Annotated in this window: 1 protein-coding gene; it reads right to left on the reverse strand. The window is 63.1% G+C overall.

The annotated features are described in order from the left end of the window. Positions 1-28: 28 nt before the first annotated feature. Positions 29-26,980: a M10 family metallopeptidase C-terminal domain-containing protein gene (locus WV31_RS09845; protein WP_085373383.1), complete on the reverse strand. Its 26,952-nt coding sequence runs from the start codon at positions 26,978-26,980 to the stop codon at positions 29-31.

Raw genomic sequence — 26,980 nt, forward strand, 5'->3', positions numbered from 1 at the left:
AAACATACAGAACTACAAAGTAAAGGGCCTATGAAATCTTATGGAAGTCCGCAGAAGAGACCTGGGATGTATTGTGGCCGTCAATAGTCGATATTTGGTAGCTGTTCTGGGTTGAGGCGTTATGAATATCTTGCGTCGCCCACACCTGTACCCCCGCATTTCCTGAACTGGAGCCGATGAGAATGATACCGGCATTGGCACTCGTATCCCCTGCATAGTTGAACCCCGCAGCCGACATGGCCTGCGCCGATACGGCGAATTCTTGGGCATTGGCTGTCGTAGACAGGGGGCCGGATGTCCCGAGATGGAACACCGCGTTCGACAGGTCGATGCTGTCAACACCGGTAACGAAATCGGTAATGTGATCCGTCCCTAAGTTTGAAATAGACGCAACATTGGAGAACTGGAAGTGATTGGCACCGCCGCCTCCGGTTAGTGTGTCGTTACCATGCCCACCGGCGATGGTGTCGTTGCCCGTTCCGCCGATGACGGTCATGGCCGACAACATGGCAGTGACATCGACGCTTGCCCCTCCCAGAATGCCGTGAACATCCACATAAGTGATCCCAGCTGTTGTGGCGTTCGATCCCAGCGTGACCGATTGGACCCCGGCGCTGCTGACGACCAAGCTTTCAACGCTCAGAACATGAACAAGATTGGTGTCAATCAGGTTTTGATCGCTAACCACTAACGTATCGTTTCCAGCCCCGCCATTGACACTATCGAAACTGTCGAAGTGGCCAGCATTGAACTGGAACAGGTCGTTGCCCGCTCCGCCGCTGAACATATCGTTGCCGCCGCCGCCGGTCAGGGTGTCGGCCCCCGCACCGCCGAACACGGACAAGGACGCGCTGGTTTCGGCACTGGCGTCAACGACCACGCTTGACGACTGGCTGGCGTCGATGGCCAGAGATGTGTCGTTGTTCGCATCGATCAGCGTCAGGTTCAGCGCCAGATTGGACGCGAAGACGATTTGCTCCCAGCCGATAATGCCCGCCATTTCGGCAGCCGAGAGAGTCAGGTTGGCAACACCCGTCACATACAACTGATCCAGGCCCAAGCCGCCCTCATACGGGCGCCCGGCTCCGTTGGTATCCAGGATGGCGCCATCCACAAACACCGTGTCATTGCCCGAAGAACCACTCAGGGTTTCAACGTTCTGCAAGAAGTAGGTCCCGCTGGCGGTCAGCACAGCGGTATCGTTTCCGGCCAGCCCATCGACCTGGGAAATGCCGCCTGCGATCTGGAAGGTATCGGCGAGGGTGCTGCCCACCAGAGCCCGCGCGCCCGAACCCACCGCCTGTCCCGTTGCATCGAAGCGCCGGGCAAAGATGCCCGAGGCCGAAGGGTCCTGGCTATCCCAGGTGACCAGAACGCTGCCGTCGCTCAATCCGGCCACGGCGGTGTTGGCCTGATAGCCGCCAGCAAAGGCGTTGGCCTGGAATTCCGGTCCTACCGGGAGACCTGCAGCATTGAAGCGTTGGCCATTGACCCCATATCCTGATCCGTCCGCCGTTCCCGACCAGGTGACCACGAACCCACCATCGCTGGTGGACGCGACGGCCGGGAAGATCTGGGATCCCACCGTGGTGGCATTGGCCCGGAACTCCGAACCCTGCGCCGTACCCGATGCGTCATAGATCTGTCCGTAAATCCCCCGGAACTGGCCATCTTGAAGATCGCTTTGCCAGACCACGACGTAACCGCCGCCTTTCAGGGCGGCAATGGCCGGATAGTCCTGGGAATTGGCGGTGGCGGTGTTGACCCGCGTCTCGGCCCCCAGAGCGACGCCCGAAGACGAGTAGCGCTGGGCATACACGCCATAGCCCGCCCCGTCTTGCAGGTTGGAATGCCAGGCCACCACGAATCCGCCTCCGGCCAAGCCCGCGACAGCGGGATAATTCTGGTCGTCGGCCGTGGTGGTGTTGATGGCGAACTCCGATCCTTGGGCAAGGCCGGCGGCGCTGTAACGCTGTGCGTAGACTCCTGCGACCGAGCCGTCCTGCAGGGTGCTACCCCAACTGACCAGATATCCCCCATCGGAAAGTGCGGCAACCGACGGGTAGAATTGCGCATTGGCCGTGGTGGTGTTGGCGCGGAATTCGCTGCCCACCGCCACCCCGGCGGCGCTATATTGCTGGCAGTAGACGCCCCAACTGCTTCCGTCCTGGGGATAACTCATCCAGCTGACGATGTAACCGCCCCCGGCCAGCCCGGTCACCGAGGCTCCCTGCTGGATCGCGGCGGTGGTGGTGTTGACCCGGAATTCGGCCCCCTGGGCCGTGCCCTGCGCGTCAAAGCGTTGGGCATAGACGCCGTAATCCGAGCCATCCTGTAGGTAGCTATTCCAGGCCACCACATAGCCACCGTCCCCCAGCGCCGCCACCGATGACATGCCTTGGGCATTGACCGAAGTGGAGTTGATTCGGGTGTCGGCGGAGGTAACGGTCCACGTCTGACCGGCGAAGGACAAGGTTTCGATGCTGCTTAGCTGATCGATTCCGTCGGCACCGCTGACCGTCAGTACGCCTGCTGCGTAAGACAGGCTATAGGCCGAGGAACCGGAGCTGAATACCGCTTTGTCCCAGCCGCCGCCGCCATAAAGAGTATCATTGCCGGCGCCGCCGACCAGGGTGTCGTTGCCGGCGCTGCCCGTCACCGTCAGCGATGCCCCAGTCTCCGCCGAGCCGTCCAGCACCACCGAGGCCGCGCTCGACGCGTTGACGGCCAGGCCATTGGTGTTGGTGCCATCCGCCAGCGTCAGGTGGTAGGCCTGCTGCGAACCAAGCGTCACCGTCTCCCAGTTGCTGATCCCGCCCATCTCCGAGGCGTCAAGGGTCAGGGCCGTGCTGCTGGTGATGTTCAGTCCGTCGGCGCCGGCCCCGCCGTCGTAAACCCGGCCCGCACCGTTGGTGTCGAGCACGGCACCGTTGACCGAGACCAGATCGTTACCGGCCCCGCCCGTCACCGTCTCCACGTTGAACAGATCCACCGTCGAGCCGCCGGCAGCCAGCACCACCGTGTCATTGCCGGCCCCGCCATCGACGATGCCGATGCCCAGACCCACATGCAGCACGTCGGCTCCCGCCGTTCCGGTCAGCTCCAGCGCCAGCGCGTTGCCCGATGCGTCATAGCGTTGGCCATAAAGCCCCCAGCCCGACCCGTCTTCGCCATAGCTGTGCCACGCAACCAGGAAGCCGCCATCGGTCAGCGCCGTCACCACCGGTGTGGCTTGATCCCCCGCCGTGTAGCTGTTGACCTGGAACTCTGCCCCCTGCATCGCGCCATTGGCGTCATAGCGCTGGCCATAGATGCCATAGGCAGAGCCATCCTGGGCGTAGCTCTGCCAAGTCACTACGAAGCCGCCGCCCACCAGTCCCGTCACCGACGGCACCGCCTGATGCGACGACGTCGTCGTGTTGACCTGGAATTCCGCGCCAACCACCACGCCGGAGGCGTCATAGCGCTGGCCGAATACCCCAAGGTAGTTTCCGTCCTGGCCATCGCTCTGCCAGGTCACCACGAAGCCGCCACCCGCCAAACCGGCCACCGACGACGTCGATTGCTCCGCCCAAGTATAGCTGTTGACCCGGAACTCAGGCCCCTGCGCCACGCCACTCGCGTTATAGCGCTGACCATAAATGCCCCAGCCATTGCCATCCTGACCCTGGCTCTGCCAGGTGGCGACAAAGCCGCCGTCCGACAACGCCGCCACGGAAACATTCAGCTGCTCGCTGTAAGGCGTGGTGTTGATGCGGAACTCCGAGCCCGCCGCCACGCCGTTCGCGTCATAGCGCTGGCCAAACACACCCCAGTATTCCCCGTCCTGCCAGTAGCTCTGCCAGGTCACCACGAAGCCGCCACCCGCCAGCCCGACCACCGCCGATTCCGACTGGGTGTCGTTGGTATAGCTGTTGGCCCGGAATTCAGGCCCAACCGCCATGCCACCGGCATCGAAACGCTGGCCGTAGATGCCCCAGTTCCAGCCATCGCCCATCTGCCAGGTGGCAACAAAGCCGCCATCGGCCAGAGCGGTGATGGAGGGTGTCATCTGATCCCCACCCGTCGAGGTGACGTTCAGGCGCATCTCCCCGCCCACCGCCACGCCCAATGCGTCATAGCGCTGACCGAAAATCCCCCAGCCATTGCCGTCTTGGTTGTAGACATGCCACGCCACCAAATAGCCGCCATCGGCCAGCGCCGTCGCCGTCATGGTATGCTGGTCGCCCGCAACCGTGCTGTTGGCACGGAACTCACCCAGCGACGTCGCCACAACGTCCCCGTCGGCAAACCGCAGCGTCTCGACCCCGCTTAATGTATCCGTCCCGTCCGGGCCGGACACCGTCAGGGTGCCGCCGGACTGCGACAGGGTGTAGGACGACATCGCCCCGGTGAACACCGCCGTATCGAGCCCGCCATTGCCCATCAGCGTATCGTTGGCCGTGCCGCCGACCAGGGTGTCGGGCCCGTCCGAACCCACCAGCAGCGAGGGCAGGTCCACCACCTGGTCGGCGAAGACCAACTTCTCCACGTTCCGGACCCGGTCAACGCCGTCACTGCCGGTAATCGTGAAGTAGCCCTGGCCATCCACTACCGTCGCATCGAACACATAGTCGGCGCGGTTACCGGTGAAGACGGCACGATCAAGCCCCATGTCGCCGGCGCCGCCGTCCAGATCGTCGTTGCCGGCGCCACCGACCAGCGTATCCGACCCGAGCCCGCCGATCAGGGTGTCGGCCCCGGCATTTCCCACCAACCGATCATTGCCCAATCCGCCGCTGAAGGTATCGGCTCCGGCACCACCGGTTATTGTGTCATTTCCGGCGCTGCCCAGCACGGTCAGCGCGGCGCTGGTCTCGGCCGAGCCGTCCACCACGGCAGAGGCGGCGCTGGCGGCGTTGATCTTCAGGCCGCCGGTGTTGGAGCTGTCCGCCAGGGTCAGGCTGTAGGCCTGCGGCGAGCCCAATTGCCAGGCCTCCCAATTGGTAATGCCGGCCAGTTCGGCGGCATCCAGGGTCAGGGCCGTGCTGCTGGTGATGTTCAGACCGTCGGCGCCGGCCCCGCCGTCGTAGACCCGGCCCGCACCGTTGGTGTCGAGCACGGCACCGTTGACCGAGACCAGATCGTTACCGGCCCCGCCCGTCACCGTCTCCACGTTGAACAGATCCACCGTCGAGCCGCCGGCAGCCAGCACCACCGTGTCATTGCCGGCCCCGCCATCGACGATGCCGATGCCCAGACCCACATGCAGCACGTCGGCTCCCGCCGTTCCGGTCAGCTCCAGCGCCAGCGCGTTGCCCGATGCGTCATAGCGTTGGCCATAAAGCCCCCAGCCCGACCCGTCTTCGCCATAGCTGTGCCACGCAACCAGGAAGCCGCCATCGGTCAGCGCCGTCACCACCGGTGTGGCTTGATCCCCCGCCGTGTAGCTGTTGACCTGGAACTCTGCCCCCTGCATCGCGCCATTGGCGTCATAGCGCTGGCCATAGATGCCATAGGCAGAGCCATCCTGGGCGTAGCTCTGCCAAGTCACTACGAAGCCGCCGCCCACCAGTCCCGTCACCGACGGCACCGCCTGATGCGACGACGTCGTCGTGTTGACCTGGAATTCCGCGCCAACCACCACGCCGGAGGCGTCATAGCGCTGGCCGAATACCCCAAGGTAGTTTCCGTCCTGGCCATCGCTCTGCCAGGTCACCACGAAGCCGCCACCCGCCAAACCGGCCACCGACGACGTCGATTGCTCCGCCCAAGTATAGCTGTTGACCCGGAACTCAGGCCCCTGCGCCACGCCACTCGCGTTATAGCGCTGACCATAAATGCCCCAGCCATTGCCATCCTGACCCTGGCTCTGCCAGGTGGCGACAAAGCCGCCGTCCGACAACGCCGCCACGGAAACATTCAGCTGCTCGCTGTAAGGCGTGGTGTTGATGCGGAACTCCGAGCCCGCCGCCACGCCGTTCGCGTCATAGCGCTGGCCAAACACACCCCAGTATTCCCCGTCCTGCCAGTAGCTCTGCCAGGTCACCACGAAGCCGCCACCCGCCAGCCCGACCACCGCCGATTCCGACTGGGTGTCGTTGGTATAGCTGTTGGCCCGGAATTCAGGCCCAACCGCCATGCCACCGGCATCGAAACGCTGGCCGTAGATGCCCCAGTTCCAGCCATCGCCCATCTGCCAGGTGGCAACAAAGCCGCCATCGGCCAGAGCGGTGATGGAGGGTGTCATCTGATCCCCACCCGTCGAGGTGACGTTCAGGCGCATCTCCCCGCCCACCGCCACGCCCAATGCGTCATAGCGCTGACCGAAAATCCCCCAGCCATTGCCGTCTTGGTTGTAGACATGCCACGCCACCAAATAGCCGCCATCGGCCAGCGCCGTCGCCGTCATGGTATGCTGGTCGCCCGCAACCGTGCTGTTGGCACGGAACTCACCCAGCGACGTCGCCACAACGTCCCCGTCGGTGAAGTGGAGAACCTTGCTTCCCGTGACGGCGATGGTATTCGCACCGTTTGCGGTCAACGTCCCCGCACTTTGCGTGAAGCTATACGACGAGAGAGAGCCGGACAGCGTCACGTCGTCTATACCGGGACGGTAAACCTCCACATTGATGATGGAAGTCGTAATACCGCCATGACCATCCGTGGCCGTTACACCGAAGCTGTCCGTGCCATAGAAGCCGGCAGAGGGCGTGTAGTCGTAAACCCCTGTCGCGCTGTTGAGAGTGACAGTGCCATGCGCCGTCGCAGATGCCGTTCCGCCAGCCGTCAGCGTAAAGCCCACCGGATCGCCATCGGCATCGGTGGCGATGACCGAGCCTGCCAATGCTGTTCCCACAGGGGTGATTTGAGTTTCAGCACTGACAATGACGGGAGGCATATTGAGCAGGTTGATGGATGGCCCCAATAGATCCGACGCAACCGGTGCGATGGTCACCCCGGACAGTTGGATCACGGTTCCATCGAAAGCACCCGTTCTAAAGATGAACCATCCATCCGAGCCATCGGTGGTAAAATAGGCTGTTGCTCTATCTGGCGGGTTAAGGGCATCGATCGTATTTTGGAGACTTCCAAGCCAATTGGTCGAAGCCAGATTGAGAGTTGCACCCGCTGCCGACAGATTCAGCTTGTCGGTACCACTGACAAAGTCAGTGATTACCATGGGCATTGCGGCAATACCCGCCAAGGCACTTACCTTGAAAACATCCGCTCCTGTTCCGCCGGTCAGGGTATCACCGCCGACCCCAGAGGCTAGGGTATCGGCACCCGCGCCGCCGATCAGGGTGGTTCTGGCGACAATGTTCGAAGTATCGATGACCAGATTTGCGGTGGACAGATGTCCGTCAACGGTATTGAAGCCGGCGACACTCGCGTTAGCACCGAGCGTCAAAGTCGTGGCGCCACTCGCTGCGAGAGCCAGGGTGGCTATGCCCGTCACATGAGCAAAGGCTGAATCGCTTAGATTTCCGCCGACATTTCCAAGGTCCAAGGCTCCAGAACCACCACTGGACGTGATGATGTCGTTACCATCGAAATCTCCGTGGAAGCGGAACATCGCGCCACTGCCGCTGGCAGTCAGCACATCGTTTCCACCGCCCCCCGAATCGACTTCGCTGATGCCGGAGCCGAATGCAAACGCATCGTTGCCGCTGGTGCCCACCACTGTCGCGCCGGACAGAGTGCCATCGGCGTTGAACCGACGCGAATAGGTGCCGCTGTCGGCATACCCGCCAACAGTCTGCCAACTGACCACGAAGCTTCCGTCGGGAAGGGGCATAATGTCGGTTTGTCTTGCACCGCCAAGGTTTGAGCCCGGCACCTCGACCGGCGCCCCCAATGGATGGGTCAGGTCGGTGAAGCGCTGGACCCAAACCGAATCGCCCTGTCCGGTAACGCCTCCCGCCCAGGCGAGCACAAAGGAACCGTCGGGCAGGGTCTGGACCGCCGGATCGATCGCGCGAGGTCCCGCCGCTGTCAGCTGGGTCAGTTCCGTCCCCACCAACACACCCTGGGCATCCACCATCCGCCCCAAAAGGAGTTGTGGAGAGCCCGCGTTGCTGGAATTCGGCTCATAACCGTACCAGACGGTGATCGATCGGCCATCGGGAAGCACCGTGGTGCTGATCTCCCAACTCCCGCTATACCAGCCTGGCGACAGGTCAGGATGATTGGTAAACCAATCGGGCGGGGCGTCGCCGAGAACCACCGGGCTGGTATGGCCGCTGGTGGCGCCAACCCGGCTGACATTGACGGTGTTGTTGTCGGCCCAGGTCAGGACATATCCACCGCCGGGCACGGCGTCCAGGGACAAGCCGCCAGCCGGATGCACATAGGCGCTGGAATAGGTTTCCGCCACGCCGGCCGTGCCGTTGGCGGCGAAGCGCTGCACGGTGAGAGTGTCGCCAGCCCCGGTATGAGTGAACCAAGCCACCGCGTATGACCCATCCGCCTGCACCGCCACAGCGGGGGCGAGGGTATACATCCAGTTGTTATCGATCAGATCCACCACTGAACTGTCGATCAACACCTCGCCACCAAGGGTGCCATTGGCATCAACATGGCGTATGGCAACGACCTGAGTGCGCTGGTCAGGGTTCTGCCAGGGAGTGCCTACGTCAATATTGGAGCAGTAAGCGACGGTGAAACCGCCATCGGACGTGGCGGCCACGTCGATGGCATCGAATTGCGGTGTTGTTCCAAGGGAATTTCTGACGGTAATGGGCGCTCCCAACGTATTGCCATCCAGGTCAAAACGCTGGGCAATGACAGAGGCCTCGCTTTGCCCGCTAAGATCCTTCCAGACCAGAACGCGCCCTGTCGCGACACCATTCTGCGCCAGTAACACCTGCTGGGGATGATCGGTCGAATATCCCTGCTGCGACGTCGCGATCCACTCGACAGCCCCCCCCTTTACCGCGATATCCATACCATTGAGGCCGCCGAAGCGCAGCGTTTCGATACTCTTCAAACTGTCGGTACCGTCATACCCAGCCCCTGAAGGGCTGCGCAGATCCGCGACCGTGAGCATTCCGTCTGCGTTGATCGACAAACGATAATCGCCGGAGGCCCCGTCGTAGACCATCACGTCATTGCCAGCGCTGCCGACGATGGTGTCGTCGCCCGCGCTGCCGGTCACGGTCGATGATCCGATCCGGGTGAGATCGATATACTGGTCGCCGGATACCGTCCGGATAGTCGGTTGCGCCGCCCCTACACCCAGGGTCAATGGATTGTCGCCACCGGCACGGTCGATGACGCCCCCCGAGGTCGTATCCATCACCCAGTTGGAGACCAAGCCGGTTTCGCTGCTCGACACCTCGTGGCGATAGGAATGGCTGATTTCATTGGCGTCGCGCTCGACCGACCACAGGCGAATGTCCGCGACCGCGCCGGCCAGCGGATCGGCTCCGCCCGAGGTCTGCCCCAGCAACCAGGATGCTAGACTGGACGAGGATACCGCCGTGTCCGCCACCTCCAACGGTGCGCCCGCCATACTTCCATCAACGTAGAGACTGACCGCCGTCTGTCCTGGGTTGCCACTAGGCCCCCAGGCCATCGCAACGTGATGCCACGACCCGGCAACGTGGTCGCTGGTATAATTCCAGGACAGCGCGTTACCGCCCCACTGAAGCCTGAGGCCACCCGTAGCATCACTCATCAGAGCCACCGCACTATCCGTGCAGCCGATGATCCGCTGCGTGGCGTTCGGCATCCAATCGAGCATCTGGACCCAAAGTTCGACGGTACCGCTTGTTGCGCCAAGAGCGACCATGGCTGACGCCCGGTCATCAACACCGTCGAAGATCAGGGCCCGCCCCGCGGCGGAAGAAACGTCGATGGAGCTGATTGAACCGCCTGCCGCACTGGCCCCCAGGGTGATGGTGCGGTTGGAGAAGGTGGCATCGAAGGCAACCTGCTCAAAGTTGCTCAGGCCACTGAAGTCGTACTGGCTGATGTAATCCCGGCCTTCGAAGTGGACGACATCCGTGCCGGCACCAGCATCGACTGTTGGATTGTACGCAACGTAAACGTGGTCGTTGCCGCTGCCCAGCACCATCTCGGCGCCGTTGACGTAAATGGTGCCGCCCAAATTGTCCTGAACGGTCATTGTATAACCGTTACTGACGATGCTGCGGCCATCGCCGAATTGAAGCGTTATGCTTGGGGCGGTGGTTGAAAAGCCATCGTTTCCATCATAGCCGATGGTAGTCGCAACCCGTCTGTCAATCACCTGACCATTGCCGAAGGTGTAATCGCCAAGTGCGCCACCGAACAGAAGAACATCCTGGCTGCTGCCGCCCGTGAAGAACTCATCGCCAACCCCGCCGATCAGGGTGGTACCTCCACTACCGGCGTTAACCAGAAGGCCGTACGGATCGGCCGAAACGTCAATGACCACGTGACCACCAGATCCCGAAGCATCGACCGCATAGATATCCGTGCTGCCCAGGGTAATGCTTGCGGCCCCCGTGACACTTAGGGTCTCGATCCCGGTCACATGGGCAAAAGCCGATGGGGCAATGGTGCCGCCGGAAATCTGAAGGATATCCTCGCCAGTGCCGCCGGTGATGGTGTCGGAGGCATCAAGCCCGGCATTCATCCTGAAGGTAACGGCCGTGCTGCCGGCAGTCAGACGGTCGCTGCCCCCAATTCCAGCATCGATAAGCTCGATGCCGCCGGTTGTATTTATGTAATCATCTCCAGCTGAGCCCACCAACTTGGTGCCGGAATGCACAGGGCGGCCCAGAGAGTCAAAACGCTGACCAACAATATCGGTTGACCAGCCATTCTCCTCGTAGGTTGACCACGCCACCATGAATCCGCCATCGGCCAAACCGGTGACCGTCGGATAGGCCTGGCTGCCGTATTCCGTGGAATTGATCTCGAACTCGGAACCGATCTTGCCGCCATCAGCGCTAAAGAGCTGGCCGTGCACGGCGGATCCCGACTGATCCAGGCCTGCACGATCCCAGTCCGTCCAGGTAACAACGAAGCCGCCACCGGCCAGCGTAGCTATGCTTGCGTCTTCTTCATCCCCGAGTTCGCCTCCGACGACGAATTCAGCGCCCGACATGGTTCCATCAGCATTGAATACCTGCCCACGCAATGCCCAGAAGCTGTCATCATCGGTATCCGTCCAGGTTGCTACGAACTTGCCGCCGGCAAGCCCAGTGACACAAGGAGTACTCTGATAATCCACGTATGTTGTGTTTATTTCGAAGTCATCGCCGAATGGAGTTCCATCAGCAGCGAATAACCGGCCACGAATTGCAGAGAATTCAACGTCATTCGGGCCAGCACCACTCACATCAGTCCAGGCCACGACAAAGCCGCCGGTGCTAAGACCGGTCACACTGGGCTCAAACTGGGAGGATTGCGTCGTTGTATTGACTAGAAATTCACTACCGACCCTATTCCCGGCTGCATTGAAATGCTGGCCCCGAATTGCCGAGCCGTCAGAATCATCGGGACTACCGCTTCCGTCTCGCCAAACGACGACAAAGCCACCATCTGAGAGGGCGGCGACACTGGACTCTGACTGCCAATAGTCTGCCGTAGTATTGACGGTAAACTCGGTTCCAATCCGACTACCATCTTCCGCAAAGACCTGCCCACATAAGGCAGCCCCTGAATTGTCCCCACTGACGCCCCCCGCCCCGTGTGTCCAGCTCACGACAAACCCGCCCCCCATCAGGGAGGCGACCGCTGGCTCGAATTGGATGCCTGGGGTGTTTGTGTTGACCAGAAGTTCCGGGCCAACCATTGTGCCGGCGGCCGAGAATATCTGGCAGCGCACCCCGCTGGAATCGTCGGCAGAGCCACTTACATCCGCCCAGGCGACCACATATCCACCACTGCCAAGTCCAGCGATGCACGGATGGTCTTGATTCCCAACGGTGGTTGAGTTTATCAGCACTTCGCCGATACCCGGCACTACTGCGCTGCCGATTCCGATGGTCGCGCCACCACTAAAGTGCAACAGCTCAATGCCGTGGGCGTCGAGTTGGCCGGCTCCATCCACATGCAGCCCATCCTTGGAACTGCTGAAGACTGCTGTGCTCTCCGACATCTGCAGTTGAACCATGTCGGTACCGATGCCGCCCATCATGGAGACCGGGCCCGAGCCGGCCACCAACGTCACGCCGGTGGTACTGCTCGACGCATCCAGACTTATAGTGCCGGTCGTCGTGCTGGCGTCGATGGAGGCAAAGCCGGCGCCTGCAGAAAGTTGCAAGGCAATATTGCCTGCTCCGCTGAGGCTCAAACTTTCAACACCCGAAACCTTGCCCAGGAGTGCTGCATCCAGGGCACCTGAACCAGAAAGTATCAGGGTGTCCGTACCACTCCCCCCCAGTACGGTAACGACGTTAGCCAAATCCTCCGCGCTCATCTTGATGATGTCGTTGCCGCCTCCGGCATCGATCGAGGCGAGCCCAGAGCCAACCTCAAGCACGTCGCCATTGTCGCTGCCGATAAGGCCATATCCAGATGGACGCCCCCCAATCTCCTCAAAGTGCTGAGTATAGAGCCAGCCCGTATCCTCCCAGGTGACCACAAGACGTCCATCGGCAGTGACGGTGACCTGCTGCGCGGCATTGCCCATTCCGACATCAGCTACCGTGAATTCACCGCCCACAGCAGCCCCCAAGGCGTCGAAACGCTGGCCGACATGGGCGTTATGCCCGTTGTTGTCGTTATTGTTCCAGGCAGCGACGAAGCCGCCGTCGGACATCGCCGTGACATTGGGGAATGTCCGGTTGTAGCTACCCGGCGCGTTAAGAGTGAATTCATCGGCTCCGGGCGTGATCCCATCGCGATGCATCGGATTGCCCAGTGCATCGAAGCGCTGCCCACGGATGTCGCAAGCTGTGTAGGTCGCATCCGGGTCATTCATCCAGACGATGATGAAACCGCCATCATTCAGGGCGGCGAGGCTTCCCTGATACTGGTCATAAGCTTGCGCGGTGTTTACCAGGGTCGCAGTGCCCAGGAGGGCCCCGGACGGGCTAATGCGCTGGATATAGACTCCGCCGCTACCATCCGAATTGGGTTCCTGTCCCCAGATATGAGTAGCCAGCACCACATCGCCATTGCCCAGCGTACAGATCGAACTCGTAAATTCATCGACGGCCGCCGTCGTCGTTACCGGGAACTGTCCGCCAACCTTGGCACCGGTGATATCAAACCTCTGGCCATAGATGTCGTGGGTGCCGGTTTCCCCCATCGCCTCAAAGACGACAAGAAAGCCACCATCGGGAAGGTCGCCAGCCACTCCGGCGGGGATCTGGGTGATACGAGGAACACCCTGATCGCCCTCGACGGTGGCGTTGACCAGAGTCTCGCTACCCTCGGCACCATTTGCGCCGTAGACCTTGACGTACACTCCCCAATCGCTTTGAAGAGTGTTGTCCTGGCCGTAGCTGCCCCAGGCAATGGCGAAGCCGCCGTTGGGCAATGCCGCCATGGACGGCGACAATTGGTAAGATGCTGTTGTCGTGTTGACCTGGCACTGCTCGTTGCCGAGGGTGACACCATCCAGATGCACGGCTTGCCCCAGGGCATTATAGCGCTGCAGGTATATGTCGCTGTCCGAGTCCTGGAGCTTGTAGCGCCAAGCCACCACATAACCGCCACCGGTCAAAGCCGCCTGAGCCACCGGCTCGCCGTATGTGAGGCCGTAATTCAGGGTATTGACTGCTTCAGGTGTCCCCGCGACCGCTAAGGTTCCCAAACTGGCCGGGATAGCGACGACGCCCAGCGTTGTATTGTTTGTGAAAATCAGATTTTCGACACCGACCAGGGAGTCGTTTCCGGTGTTGCCGTTGGTGGTGTCGGTGTCGGTTACCGTGAGGGTGCCGTTGAAGGCGCTGAATCTGTATCCAGCCTCCGAGCCGTTGAACACCATTCCATCGACGCCCGCACCGCCGTCGAATGAATCGCTGCCCGCACTGCCGCTGACAGTATCGGCTCCCGCTCCCCCCAGCAAAGTGAAGGGCCCCGCACCGTTGATCGAGACCAGCTCGATCCCACTCATTTTGTTGAAGTAGCTCGGCCCCAGGAAGGTGCTGCCCGAGACAATCAAGGTGTCAGAGCCAAGTCCGCCAATGATCGAGGTCACGGACTGAAGGTCCGCAGCGTTTATCTTGATGATATCGTTGCCACCGCCAGCATCAACGGCGCTAAAGCCCGCGCCCACATCGATGATGTCGGCATTGGCTGAACCGGTCAGCGTCGTAATTTGCGGCAGAGCCAGCTTGCCGGTATAGATCCCGCCGGAATTGGCGGCATCAAAGCCGTGCCAGGTAAAAGCCACCGACCCATCGGCCAGCAGGACTGATTTCGGCATTGCCCCGGCATAGGCACTGCCTTGAATGGGATTGGCCGACACCTGGAACGGAATACCGACGAACCCGCCGGCCGAGGTCAGTTGCTGGGCGAACACTTCGCCACCGGGCACCGCGCCGCTGGTATTGCTCCAACTGAGCAGCATGCCGCCATTGGACAGGGCCGTAAGGGCATAGGACGTGCCGCTGATGCCGTAATTGTCAGGCATAAGCGCCGTCAGATCCATCAGCACGCCATTCTTGCTGCCGTTGGCGTTGAACATCTGCAGTTGGGCGCCCTGGTCACTTCCTCCCAGCACCACGGCATAGCCGCCACCGCTGAGCGCCGTAACCACGCCGTTGTAGCTGATACCGTTGGCGGGATCGACCCGGAGCGGCGCGGATACCCAGCTCCATTCTCCGGTACCACCATTGTAATGGAGCTGCCCGGCGTAGACCTGGGTGGGGCCGCTCGCGGGATAGCTCGTGTAAGACACCACGAGGTCACCGTTGGCCAGGGCCACTGCGCTGGACGGGCCAGCTGCCGGCCCGGCAAACTGGAATTCGTTGCCGATCGCCTGACCGCCGGCGTCAAACATGCGGACGACCGCCTTGTCCCCGGCATTGCCGCCGCTGCCACCGGTGACGTCCCAGACAGCGGCGAAACCGCCGCCGCTGACCGGTACGATGCTTGGCCCCACTTGGTAGCCGCCAAAGATCTCGGGGAAAATGGCGTCAGGACCAACCGGATTACCGCCGGAATCGAACACCCGGGCCATGACGCCATGGCCGGTATTGGCGTCCCACGACACCACGAAACCGCCCCCAGACAGCCCCACCACAGTGGGGTTCTCATAATAATTGCCAGCGGGCGAGATGCTGGTCGGCGTGACGATGGCCTGGGCACTTGTGGTACCGTTGATGTCGGTGAAGCTCAGGTTCCCCGAGATGCCCGTCGCCGAGGCGGAATTGACTTGGAACTCCGCGCCCGCGGGCGTGCCGTCGGCATTGTAGACGCGGGCATAGATGGTGGCATTGGCCGACAGCCCGTCGGCCCGGGTGTCCACCCAGGTCACGACGTAGCGGCCGTCGGTCAGGGCCCCCACGCTGGGAGAGATTTCTTCGCCGGCGGTGCTGACGGAATTGACCAGGCTTTGGGCCCCGGTCACGCTGAGTGTGCCGGCGGCGTCCAATGTAGAGGTAACGGTCAGCACTCTGTCGCTGAACTGCAACATCTCGACGCCAGACAGAGTATCCGCGCCATCATTCCCGTTGGTAGTGTCGATGTCGGTGACTGTAATGGTGCCGCTGGAGAGGCTGATCCGGTAGCCAGTCTCTGCGCCGTGAAACACCGCCATATCGGCACCGGCGCCACCAACGAACCTGTCGTTGCCTAGGCCGCCGGTGAAGGTGTCGTTGCCAAGGCCACCAACAACGGAGATCCCAATACTCCGTGCACCGGCATCCACGCTTACACCAGCGAAATTTCCCGAGCCGTCCACGGTGTTGATGGTGGCACCACCGCCTGTGCCCGCCAGAACCACCGTTTGCCCCTGTGCCCCTCCCGCCAGACTCAAGGTCTCGAAGCCGCTCACCCCAGCAATAGCAGTAGCGGGAACGAAGCTCGGCACGGCTGTCAGGCGCAGGATATCGTTACCCGCTCCGCCATCCACCAGAGCCATGGCACCGAGATCGGTGCCGGATACAGTAAGGGTATCGTTACCGCCATCCAGTGTGATGGCTTTGAACCCGCTCCCCAGATTGATGATATCGGCACCCATACCGGCCGTCAGGGTCTGGTTGCCTGCGGCGCCGCTGATCGTCACCGAGGCAACGCCGGTGCTGAAGCCGAGAGTGGTGATACCGACCAAGTTGTCTGTGCCATCGGAGGACCCAGCCACCGTCACGGTCCCACCGGCATTGGCGGACAGCTGGTAGGTGTTCTGGCCGTTGGCGAACAGCACCATGTCGATGCCGCCACCGCCGGTGATGGTGTCGTTGCCGGAACTTGCGGTGAAGGTCTCGTTGGCGACCGTGCCCGTGGACGGGGCGCTGATGCTGATGGTGCCGGCATAGATGGCGGACAGGCCGCTGCCGGTCTCGACGACCTTGACCGAGAACGTGTCCGTCACCGTCGGAGAACCAACGGCGATGGCTGCCGCCCCTGCATTGGGGGTGAAGGTGTAATGGCCGGTCGCCGCGTCAATGGTCACCGTGCCATGGGACGTAGACAGGCTGCCGACCGAATTGGTGCCGTCGAACAGTGAATAGCCGAACACATCGCCAGGTGCCGCCGCCTTGAGGGTCAGCGAGCCGCCGCCGCCGGTTGGGGCGATGTTGGTGGTGGCGATATCTGAGGCGCTGGCCAACAGGATCTGCTTGTCGAGGACGTTGGTACCAGAAAGGCCAAGTATGTCCTCAGCCGCTAGACTGGTAGTCACACCCGACAGCTTGACCAGCGTGCCGCTGAAGCTCGTCCCGGTCCCGGCCCCCTTAACGCTCACCCAGCCATCTGTTCCGTCGGTGAAGAACACAACGCCGCTGCTGATGGACGAATCGGCATTGATGGCGGCGACGGTATTGGTCACCTTGGCCGCCGTGGAGGCACCGGCCGACAGCGGATAGACACCGTGAATCAGCTTGTAGCCCGCACCGCTGAAATTGAGCTTGTCGGTGCCGGAGACGAAATCGGTGATCACGTCGGTCGCCGAGGCAGTGGATTCCGTGGCATCGCCCAGGATAAAGGTGTCGGCCCCAGCCCCGCCGGTAATGGTATCGGCACCCCCACCGGCGACGATCATGTCGGACAGGCTGGTTCCAGTGATCACATCGGCGCTGGTCGTGCCTTTGATCTGTACGCCTGAGGTACCGTTGATGTCGGCCACCTGGAGCGCCGTGGTGACGCCGGTCAGGTTGATCAGGGTGCCGGAATAGGAGGTGGCCCCCGTTCCCGCGCCACGCACATAGAGCCAACCGTTGGAGCCGTCGGTGAGGAACACCACCGCGTCGCCCATCTTGGCATCGGCTTCGATGGAGGCGATGGTATTGGTCAGTTTGGCGGCCAGGGTCGAACCCGTGGTGTCCAGGGCATAGCTGCGCTGGAGGCTATAGCCGGCGGCAACAACCAGATCGATCTTGTCCGTGCCCGAGACAAAATCGGTGATCACGTCTGGGGCCGCGACGGTAGATTCCGAGGCCGAGGTATAGCGGAAAATGTCGCTGCCGCTGCCGCCGGTAAGGGTATCGGCCCCCACACCGCCAGTGATGATATCGTTCCCTAGGCCGCCGCTGATGCGGTCGGCGGTGCTACTTCCGATAAGAACGTCATCGCCGGATGTGCCCAGGGTGATCTGTCCAGACACCGCATTGGGGAAGTCGGCCGCCGCCGGTACGGTCGTAACACCGGTCAGCTTGATCAGCGTGTCGTTGAAGCCCACCGCACCCGTGCCGGCGCCCTTGACATAGACCCAGCCATTGGTGTTGTCGGTAAAGAACACGATGGTGCCGCTGGGAACCGTGGCATCGGCGGCAATGGCTGCGGCGGTGGCAGTCGCACTGGTGGCGAAGGTGTAGGCGACGCTGTTGAGCACATAACCCGCCGCCCCCACCAGATCGATCGTATCGATGCCCGAGGTGAAGTCGGCAATGATGTCGGGGGCGTTGCGGCCGGAATCCTGGGCAGAGGTGTAGACGAAGTGGTCCGCCCCGGCGCCGCCGGTCAGAGTGTCCGCTCCAAAACCGCCGGTCAGGGTGTCGTTGCCGCCCAAGCCACCCAGGATGTCCGGACTGGAACCGCCGGTCATGACATCGTCACCCGAGGTGCCGAGAATCTCGCCCACCACCGCGCCGGGGAAGTGGGAGGCCGAGGGCACCGTGGTAATGCCGGAGAGCTTGATCAGCGTATCGTTGAAGCCGATAGAGCCCGAACCGTTGCCCTTGATGTAGATCCAGCCATCGGTGGTGTCGGTGAAGAAGACGATGGAGCCGCTGGCAATGGACGAATCCGCCGCGATATTGCCGGCGGTGGTCGAGGCGTTGGTGGCGAAGGTGTAGGCGTTGGCCTTCAGGGTATAGCCGGCGCCGCCCACCAGATCGATCTTGTCGGTGCCCAGGGTGAAATCGGTGATGGTATCGGGCGCGCTTCGGGTGGAATCCAGGGCCGAATTGTAGATGAAGTGATCCGCACCCGAACCGCCGGTCAGGGTGTCGGCGCCCTGGCCACCGGTCAGGGAATCATCGCCGGCGGCACCGTCAAGGATATCGGTGCCGGTCCCGCCCACCATGACGTCGCTGCCCGAGGTTCCCAGATAGGCGTCGGGCCCGCTCAGGTCCGCCAATGACGGCTGCTTGGTGATACCCTGCAGCCGGATCAGGGTCTGGTCGAAGATGGTGCCACTGCCCGCCCCCTTGACGAACAGCCAGCCGTCGGTGCCGTTGGTGAAGAACACCACCGAATTGGCCAGGGTTCCGTCGGCGTTGATGGCCGCCACCGTGAGCGCGGCACTGGTCGTGAAGGTATAGGACGCCGAGGAATAGGTCATCCCGGCCATGCCGGTGAAGGCGATCTTGTCCTGGCCCGGCGTGAAGTCCCGGATCAGGTCGGTGTTGGCTGCGGTCGAATCCGTGGCGCTGTCGTAGCGGAAGACATCGGCACCCGGGGTGGCACCGCCGCCATCACCTTGCAGCACATCGGCACCGGCCCCGCCCACCAGGGTGTCATTGCCGCCATAACCGATGATCAGATCGTCACCGCCGCCGCCCAGCAGGACATCGGCCTTGGCCGAACCGGCCAGAATGTCGTTGCCGGTCCCGCCGTCCAGCGTCGCGCCGTCCGTGACGCCCGCGGCGGCGATCAGGTCATCCACGCCATCGGTGCCGTTAGCCCCCAGGGCACTGGCCAGGGTCAGGATGGCGCCCTTGGTGACCGTGCCGTCCGCCTTCACCACATCGGTCTGGATGTTCTCCATGCCGGCAACCGTGACATAGCCGCTGACCAAATCGTCGGCGGACGAGCCCACCGCCAGGGTGACGCCGCTGGCGCCCGCTCCGGCGAAGCCCTTGACCATGCGGTCGGTGCCCAGCATCAGCAGATCGGTGCCGGTGCCGCCGTCCATGACGTCGTTGCCGCCCTGATAGCGGAAGATGTCGCCCCCGGTGCTGCCCACCAGGGTGTCACTGCCGGTGGTGCCCGAAATCACCTCACCCGACACGGCGGGCAAGCTGGAGGTGGCGGGGGGCGAGGTGATTCCCGCCAGTTTGACCAAGGTTCCGCTATAGCTGGTGCCGGTGGCCGCACCCTTCACCGTCAGCCAGCCGTCGGTGCCGTTGGTGAAGAACACGATGGTTCCAGCCGCCACCTTGGCATCATTGTTGATGGCGCTGACCGTGGTGGCGGCGTCGTTGGTGAAGGAATAGGCCTCGCGCTGCAGGCGGTAGCCGCTGGCGCCAGACAGCACGATCTGGTCGGTACCGCTGGTGAAGCTGGTGATGTTGAGAGTTCCGCCGGCGGTGGCGGCGAACGAGTCGGCACCGCTGGTGCCCACCATGCCGGTGGGGCCGGTGTAATCGGTGAGGACCGGCAGGCTGCCGGCGGTGGACAGGCCCACCAGCTTGATCAGGGTACCGTCATAACTGGTGGAACCGACCGTGCCGCTGCCCTTGACATAGGCATAGCCGTCGCCGCCGAAGGTAAACTGCACCAGGGCATTGGACACCGAGGCGTCGACCTTGATGGCCGCCACCGTGGTGGCCACGTCGGTAGTAACGGTATAGGCCCCGGCGCGCAGGTTGACGCCGCTCATGCCGGAAAAGCTGATCTTGTCCTGACCGCTGACCAGGGTCACGGAATCCATGTTGGACAACGTCGAGTCGCTGGCGCTGATATAGAGATAGACGTCGTTGCCGGCGCCACCCGCCAGGGCGTCGGCCCCGGCACCGCCGATCAGGGTGTCGGCATTGGCGCCGCCGAAGATGGCATCGTCGCCCACGCCGCCGCTCAGCGTCGCGGCGTTGACCGTCACCATCAAATCGTTGCCGGTGGTGCCCGACGCCCCCACCGTGGCTCCGGCGGTGTAGAGCTTCAATCCGGTACCGAAATCGGCCCGCACCTCGGCCACGTAGCCGCCGCTGTACTGGCCCTGCACCGTGACCACGCCGGACACGGTGCCGCCATAGGTGAAGACCAGATCATTGCCGCTCACCGCCACGGCGCTGACCACCGAGGTGACCGGCAGGGCCAGGCGGTCGGTGCCGCCGCCGCCCACGATGACGTCGGTGCCCCCCGCCGGCACGAAGACTTCGGCCCCGGCGGTGCCGGTCAGGGTCTCGCTGCCGGTGGTGCCCAGCATGCGGACGGTGGAAAAGCCCAGGTCGGAGGCGGTCAGCGCCGAGGTCACGCCGGTCAGCTTGATCAGGGTGGTGTCGAAGCTGACGCCGGTACCGTCGCCCTTGACGTACAGCCAGCCGTCGGTGGAATTGGTGAAGAACACCGCCGTGTCGCGCAGGCGCGTATCGGCGACGATATTGGCCAGGGTGGTGGCCAGATCGGTGGTGAAGGTATAGGCCCCCTGAACCACCGACATGCCCGCCGCGCCCACGAAGCTCAGCTTGTCGCTGCCGCTGGCGAAATCGGTGATGACGTCAGTGGCGCTGGTGGTGGAATCGGTCTTGGCCAGATAGCGGAAGGTATCGGCGCCCGCCGCACCGATCAGGCTGTCCGCACCGCCGCCGCCGGTCAGCGTGTCATCGCCGGCAAACCCCGTCAGAGTCTCGGCATTGGCGGTGCCGGTCAGCACCTGCTTGGCGATGGCGAAGGTCACCGAGGCCGTGGAGGTGGTGGTGGACAGGGCGTTGCCGCCGTTGTCGATGGCCTTCCAGGTGAAGGTGGTGGTGCCGGTCCAGGAATTGTTGGCGCCGTCGAAGGTCAGCTTGCCCAGATTGGAGGCCAGGATGGTATCGCCGGCCTGCACGGCCACACCGTTCAGTTTCAGAGTGCCGCTGCCGGGAAGGGCAACGATCTGGATGGCCTTGAGGGAATCGCCGGAATCCACGTCCGAGACACGGCTGACGAAATCGCTGGCAGAGAACTTGTAGGTGGCGCCCGCCAGACCCGAGAAGGCCACGTCGCTGACCACGGGAGCGTCATTGGAGCCGGTCACCGTCACCGTCACCGTGGCGGTGCTGGTGGCGCCGGCGGCATCCTTCATCACATAGGTGAAGGTGTCGGTGGAGGTCTGCCCCGCCGCCAGCGAGGCGAAGCCCTTGGGCGTGTACTGGACCTGGCCGCCGACAATGGAGGTGGCGCCGCCCTTGGCGCCCTGGCTGACCGAGACCAGACTCTTGGTGTCGCCGGCATCCGCGTCGGTGTCGTTGGCCAGCACGTTGATGGACATCGCCGTGTGGTCATCGGTGGTGGTGGCCGTGTCGGCCACGGCCACCGGAGCGGTGTTGGGGGACTGGTTGACCGTCACCGTCACGGTGGCCGAGGCGTAGGTGGTGGTGCCGTTGACCGTATTGGCGACGGTATAGGTGAAGGTGTCGGTGCCCACATAGCCCTTGCTTGGGGCGTATTGAATCTGGTCGTGGCCATTCAGGGTCACCACCGACACGGTGCCGTGGCCGGCGCCGCTGACCGCGGTAATGGCCACCGTGGCGGCCGTGCCGTTGGTATTCTTGTTGGCGGTGAAATCCAGCAGCAGATTGCCGTCGCGCCGCGTGTCGTTGGCCAGCACGTCGATGGTGGTGGTGCCGTTGGAGAACAGCGAGGCATTGGGATCGGCCACCGCCACCGGGGCGGCGTTGGCGGCCGCCTGGGCGATGGCCTTCTGCCCGTCCTGATACAGCTTGTCGTAATCGGAATGAGCCTGGGTATCCAGGGCGTTGGACGAATTGGCATACTGGGCCGCCGCCGCCGCCTGGCCCTTCGCGGTCTTGGCATAATTGGCGGCTGCCGTTGCGGCGGCATTGGCCGCCTGGAACGAGGCCAACGCCGTGGAGACGTTGGTATTGTCGAAACTGAGGCCACTGATCGTCGCCGTAGCCGAGGCCGAGGCATTGTACGCGAGGTTATAGGCGGCAGAGGCCGACGTATCGGCTGCCAGTGCCTTGGCCACATAGCCGCTGGTACTGCTGGTGCTAAGCGTCGTTAGGCCAAGGCCGGACAAGGTGGTATTGGCCGAGGGCACAAACGCGGCCAGATCCACGTAATTGGCATGGGTGGTTGCCACCGACACGCCGGCCGCCGCCAGCGAATCCTGGGCCTGCTTCAACGAGGCATTGGCCGCCGCCAGGGCGTTGGTGTAGGCCGATTGGTAAAACGTGATCGCATTGGCAAGCTGCGCCTGGGCAACGCCATCGGCGGTGGCGCGGTATTGCAGAGCCGCGCCATACGCCACGCTCGCGGTGTTGGCCGCCTGCAGGGCGCGGTAGGCTTCGCTGGCCGTGGCGCCGGCATTGGTACCGACCGCCGAAAGAGCCGACTGCACCGAAGTCAGGTCGCTGACCACCTGGGCAGCCTTGTTGGAAACGGCATCGTAATCGGCCTGCACCGCCGTGTGGGCGGCCAGCTTGGTATCCAGCGACTTGATCGCCGCATCGAAAAGCTTGAGATCGTCGCGCGCCGTCGCAAGTGACGTTGTCACCGCCGAGGGATTGCCGGCACCGGCGTTGGTTGCTGCGCCCACCGCCGTTTCCATCTGGGTAATGGCGCTGTCGGCATCGGTCTTGGCGGTGGAGGCCTTGGTCGTGGCGGTGGTGACGTCGGTGGAAGCATTGGCAGGTGTCGAGACCGCATCATCGGCGGCCGTCTGTGCGGCCTTGGCGGCAACCTGGGCATCGGTGGCATAGCCCGCGGCGTTATCGGCGGCATTATGCGCGGTATTGGCCAGATCCACCTTTGCCTTGGCGGCCAGCACATTGGTTTCCTGAGTGGAAATGGTGGTGGAGGAGCTGGCAAAGCTGGCCTGGGCGGTGGCGAAATTACCCTGATAGGTGGCCGCCTGGCTGGCGGCGGATTCCGTCAGGCTGAGAGCCTGATTGGCCTGACCCAGGGCTTTGGCCGTGGAGGTACCGGCGGCGTTGGCCGCCACCGCATCGTTATAGGCGGTGGAGGCGGCGTCACTGGCAGTCAGTGCCGCACTCACCTGGCTGGTGACCGAGGCCAGGGCCGAGGCGGCGGCAGACTTGGCGGCGATGGCCTGGGCCAGGGCACCGGTGCCGGAGGATTCGCCGATCAGGTTAAAGGCGGAAGCGGCAGCCTTGGCGGCCTGGGCGTCATTGCCGGTGGCTACCGCATTCTTGGCCGCCAGGGCCAGATTATAGCGGCCCCATAGCGTGGATTCCGTCTGGTCACTGGAACTGCCCAAGACGGTGGACAGGGTGGAATACTGGTCGGTAAGGGTGATCTTGATGACCAGGGCGGCATTATAGGCGGCCAGCGCCGAGGTCTTGGCCGCTAGGGCGGCGGCCACATCGTCGGACCGCGACTGGGCGGCGGAGGCATCGGCGGCAATGGCGCTCAGGCTGGACTTGTCGTTGGCGGCCGCCGACACCAGGGCGGTGGCCAGCTTGGCGTAGTTCGCCGCGCCGCTGGCCTTGTTGAAGGCGATCTGCACCTGATTGGGGTCGTAGTTGGCGTGGCTGTAGGACGCCCCCAGCGCGGTGATGGCCGCCTGGGCATCGGTGTAGGCGGTATTGGCCAACTGGGCGTCACTGGCGGCGCTGTCGAACTTGCTCTGCAACGCAGCGACCAGGATCGCCTTCTGGGCGTTGTAATTGGCCAGCGCCGAGCCGATGATATTGGTGGGCGCAGAGGTCGCCAGGACGTCGCTCAGAATTTGGGCGATTGCATCTCGCGCCGCATCGGCACTGTTAACTGCCGAGGCGGCATTGGCGGCGGCCACCACCACCGCGTCGTAAAGTACGCTCTCGCCACCGTTCTGGAACGCCACAGCCCGGTCATAAGCTTGGTTGGCCACCAGATCTTGCTGGATGGCTACCTGAACTTTCTGATCGAGCTCCGCCTTGACCGCAGCGGCTTGTTGGTAGACCGCCAAGGCTGCCTTCTGGCCGGCGGTTACTGCCGCTTGGCTGGAAGCCAGGGCCTGGGAAATATGGGTGGGATCAGCGGAAACCGACGTGCCGTCGGGATTGAGACCATAGGCGGCCAGGGCGGTCTTGGCGGCACTGAGTAGGCTGGCGGCCTTGGCCTGAGCCGTGGTGGCCGTACTCACCTGCTGATCGGCGTTATCGCGGGCGGCTTGCGCGATTCCGACGTTGAAATGAGTAAGATCGACGGCGGCCGCGTTGGCGTCGGTCGCATCGGCCGTGGCCGCGATGGCGGCGCCCGATGCCGAAATCAGCGCATCCTTGATGTCGCTGAGGGCAGAGGTCAGCTTGGCATCCGTCTGTGCCTGCCACGAGGCTTCCGCCGCTTTTTCGGTGCCGATGGCAACGCCATCGTCATAGGCCGCCGCCGCAACCGCCGCCTCGGCGGTAGCATAGGCCAGAGCGGATGCCGCCGCCGTCTGCTCCGCCAATGCCAGGGCGGATTGAGCAGCTTCCAGGGCAAGACCCGCCGCGATGGTGGCTGCGCTGGCGGTATCCAGCGCCGATGCAGCCTGATCCAAGGCACCACGCCACACCGCCAGCAGTGGATCCGGGATGCTGTTTTGGGATGCGTCCAGCCCTTGTGCGAACCGGTTGGCGATGGTCAGGGCATCTTCCAAAGCCGTAACTTTGGCAAGATCTGTGGCGTTGTAATGGGAGGAATTGGTATTGACGTCATAACCGTCTAGGGCCAGTTGCGCCTGGGCCGGTGTGAAGCCGGTAGGCACCACCTTGCCGTACAGGGTGAGATAACCCGAGGCGGCACTCAAATAGCTAGACAGCACGTCGTCGCGGGCAGCACGCACCACCGCTTCGCTGGCGGCGGTGCTGGCTGCCTGGACCATGGGGTCTTCCAGCGCAGTCAGCTTGGCACTGACATCGTTAGACGCGCTGATGGCGGCATCGTGGGCCAGGGAGGACTTCGACTTGGCGGTCACCAGGGCGGCATCAGCGGTCACCCGTCCGTCGATGGCCGAGTTGTCGGTCCATTTCACCGCCGATGCGCCGGTGGCGTTGTCGATGGCACCGCTGGCAGAACCGTAGGCGGTATTGGCATCGGTATAGGCCTGGGAGGCCTCGGTGGCTGCGGCCAGAGCCGCCCCCCCATGCCCGGCCGCCACCAGCAAGGCCTGGGTGGCGGCATCGTGAGCGAGGTTCACCTCGGCCAGGGCACTGGCCAAGGACTGCTTGGCATTGAAGGTATCATTGCTGGCGGCGTAGGCGATCGCCTGTTCAGCATAAGTCGATGCCAGGCTTTTGTGGCTGAGCGCGCTGTCGCGCAGCAAAATCGCCTGCGCCGCCGCGACCGCGTCCCCAGCATTATGGGTATCCAGGAATTGATGGAATTCCTGCCGAGCCTGAACGGCGGCAAACTCGCGCGCCTGCTGCACCAATTGCTGAAAGAATTGCTTCAGTTCGGCGATCTGTTTCTGGGCCTCACCCACCAGCGCCGCATTGGCCTGCTGCTGTGATTGCAATGCCGAAGCCGGAGGCGGGGCGCCTGGAGGTGGTGGTGGCGGCGCCTCGGGGCCTGGTTGCTGCTGTTGCTGCTGGATCTGCTGCTGGACCTGCTGCGCCGCCTGCGTATAGGCATTGGAAAGCAGGTTGCCGGCATTTGGCAGTGAGGCAGCCGCGGAGCCGGCAACCTGCATTACCTGCAACGGCGACATCTGGGTCTGGGTGATGGCACCGCCCGGCCCCACCACGGCTGCCGCGCCCGCCGAATTAAGGGTCATTGTCTGGCCAGACGTCGTGGTGATGCTGACCTCGCCAGCCACGCTTCCCTTCTCGGCCATCATGGCGATGGTCGTGCCGTTACCCGCCAGACCGGTACCACGAATGCCCACCACCATGGTGGGGGTCTTGAGGGTCAATGCATCAGGGGTGGTCTTGGAAATTTGGCCCGATACCAGGGCAAACGAGCCGGATACCACCGACAGATGGGCATCACCCACCTTGGCGCCAGGATCATAGGCCAAGTGGTCGAGAACCAGTCTGCCATTCTCGCCCAGCGACATGGAGGTCCCGTCGGCGAACACCACGCCGACCGAAGCCCCCTTGGTGGTCTGTAGCACGTCGCCTTCAAGGACGTTATCGCCCTTGTGCAGTTCAACGATGGTCCCGTCCGCCCGCTTGGCTGTAACCGTGCCAGCCAGGGTTTCGACCTTGCCGATGCCGGTGGCACCCGACCCGCCGACCGCCTGCGCGTATTGCCCCGGCGCCTGTGGCCCGGCCAGCTTGCCGGCCAGAGCGGCGTCGATGACAGCTCCGGTTTCATTGATCAGCGGAGGCGGGTTTTCGGAGCCGAAATAGCCCCTGATGACCACGCGCGAGCCGTCTGTGCCCACCAGGACGAGATCCTCGCCACGGCGGACATACTCAGCAACAAGAAGAAAGTCACCACCCGGAACAAGGACATTTGCTGCATCTGGCCGCGACGCCACAACGGATTCGCCGAATGGGTTTTTAACATTATCTGAATGGCTGTAATTTTCGGGTGCAGAGCGAGGGGCGACACCATTCTTACCCTTGGTGCTTCCCTTTTTGCCCAT

Source organism: Magnetospirillum sp. ME-1 (assembly GCF_002105535.1).
Classification (GTDB): domain Bacteria; phylum Pseudomonadota; class Alphaproteobacteria; order Rhodospirillales; family Magnetospirillaceae; genus Phaeospirillum.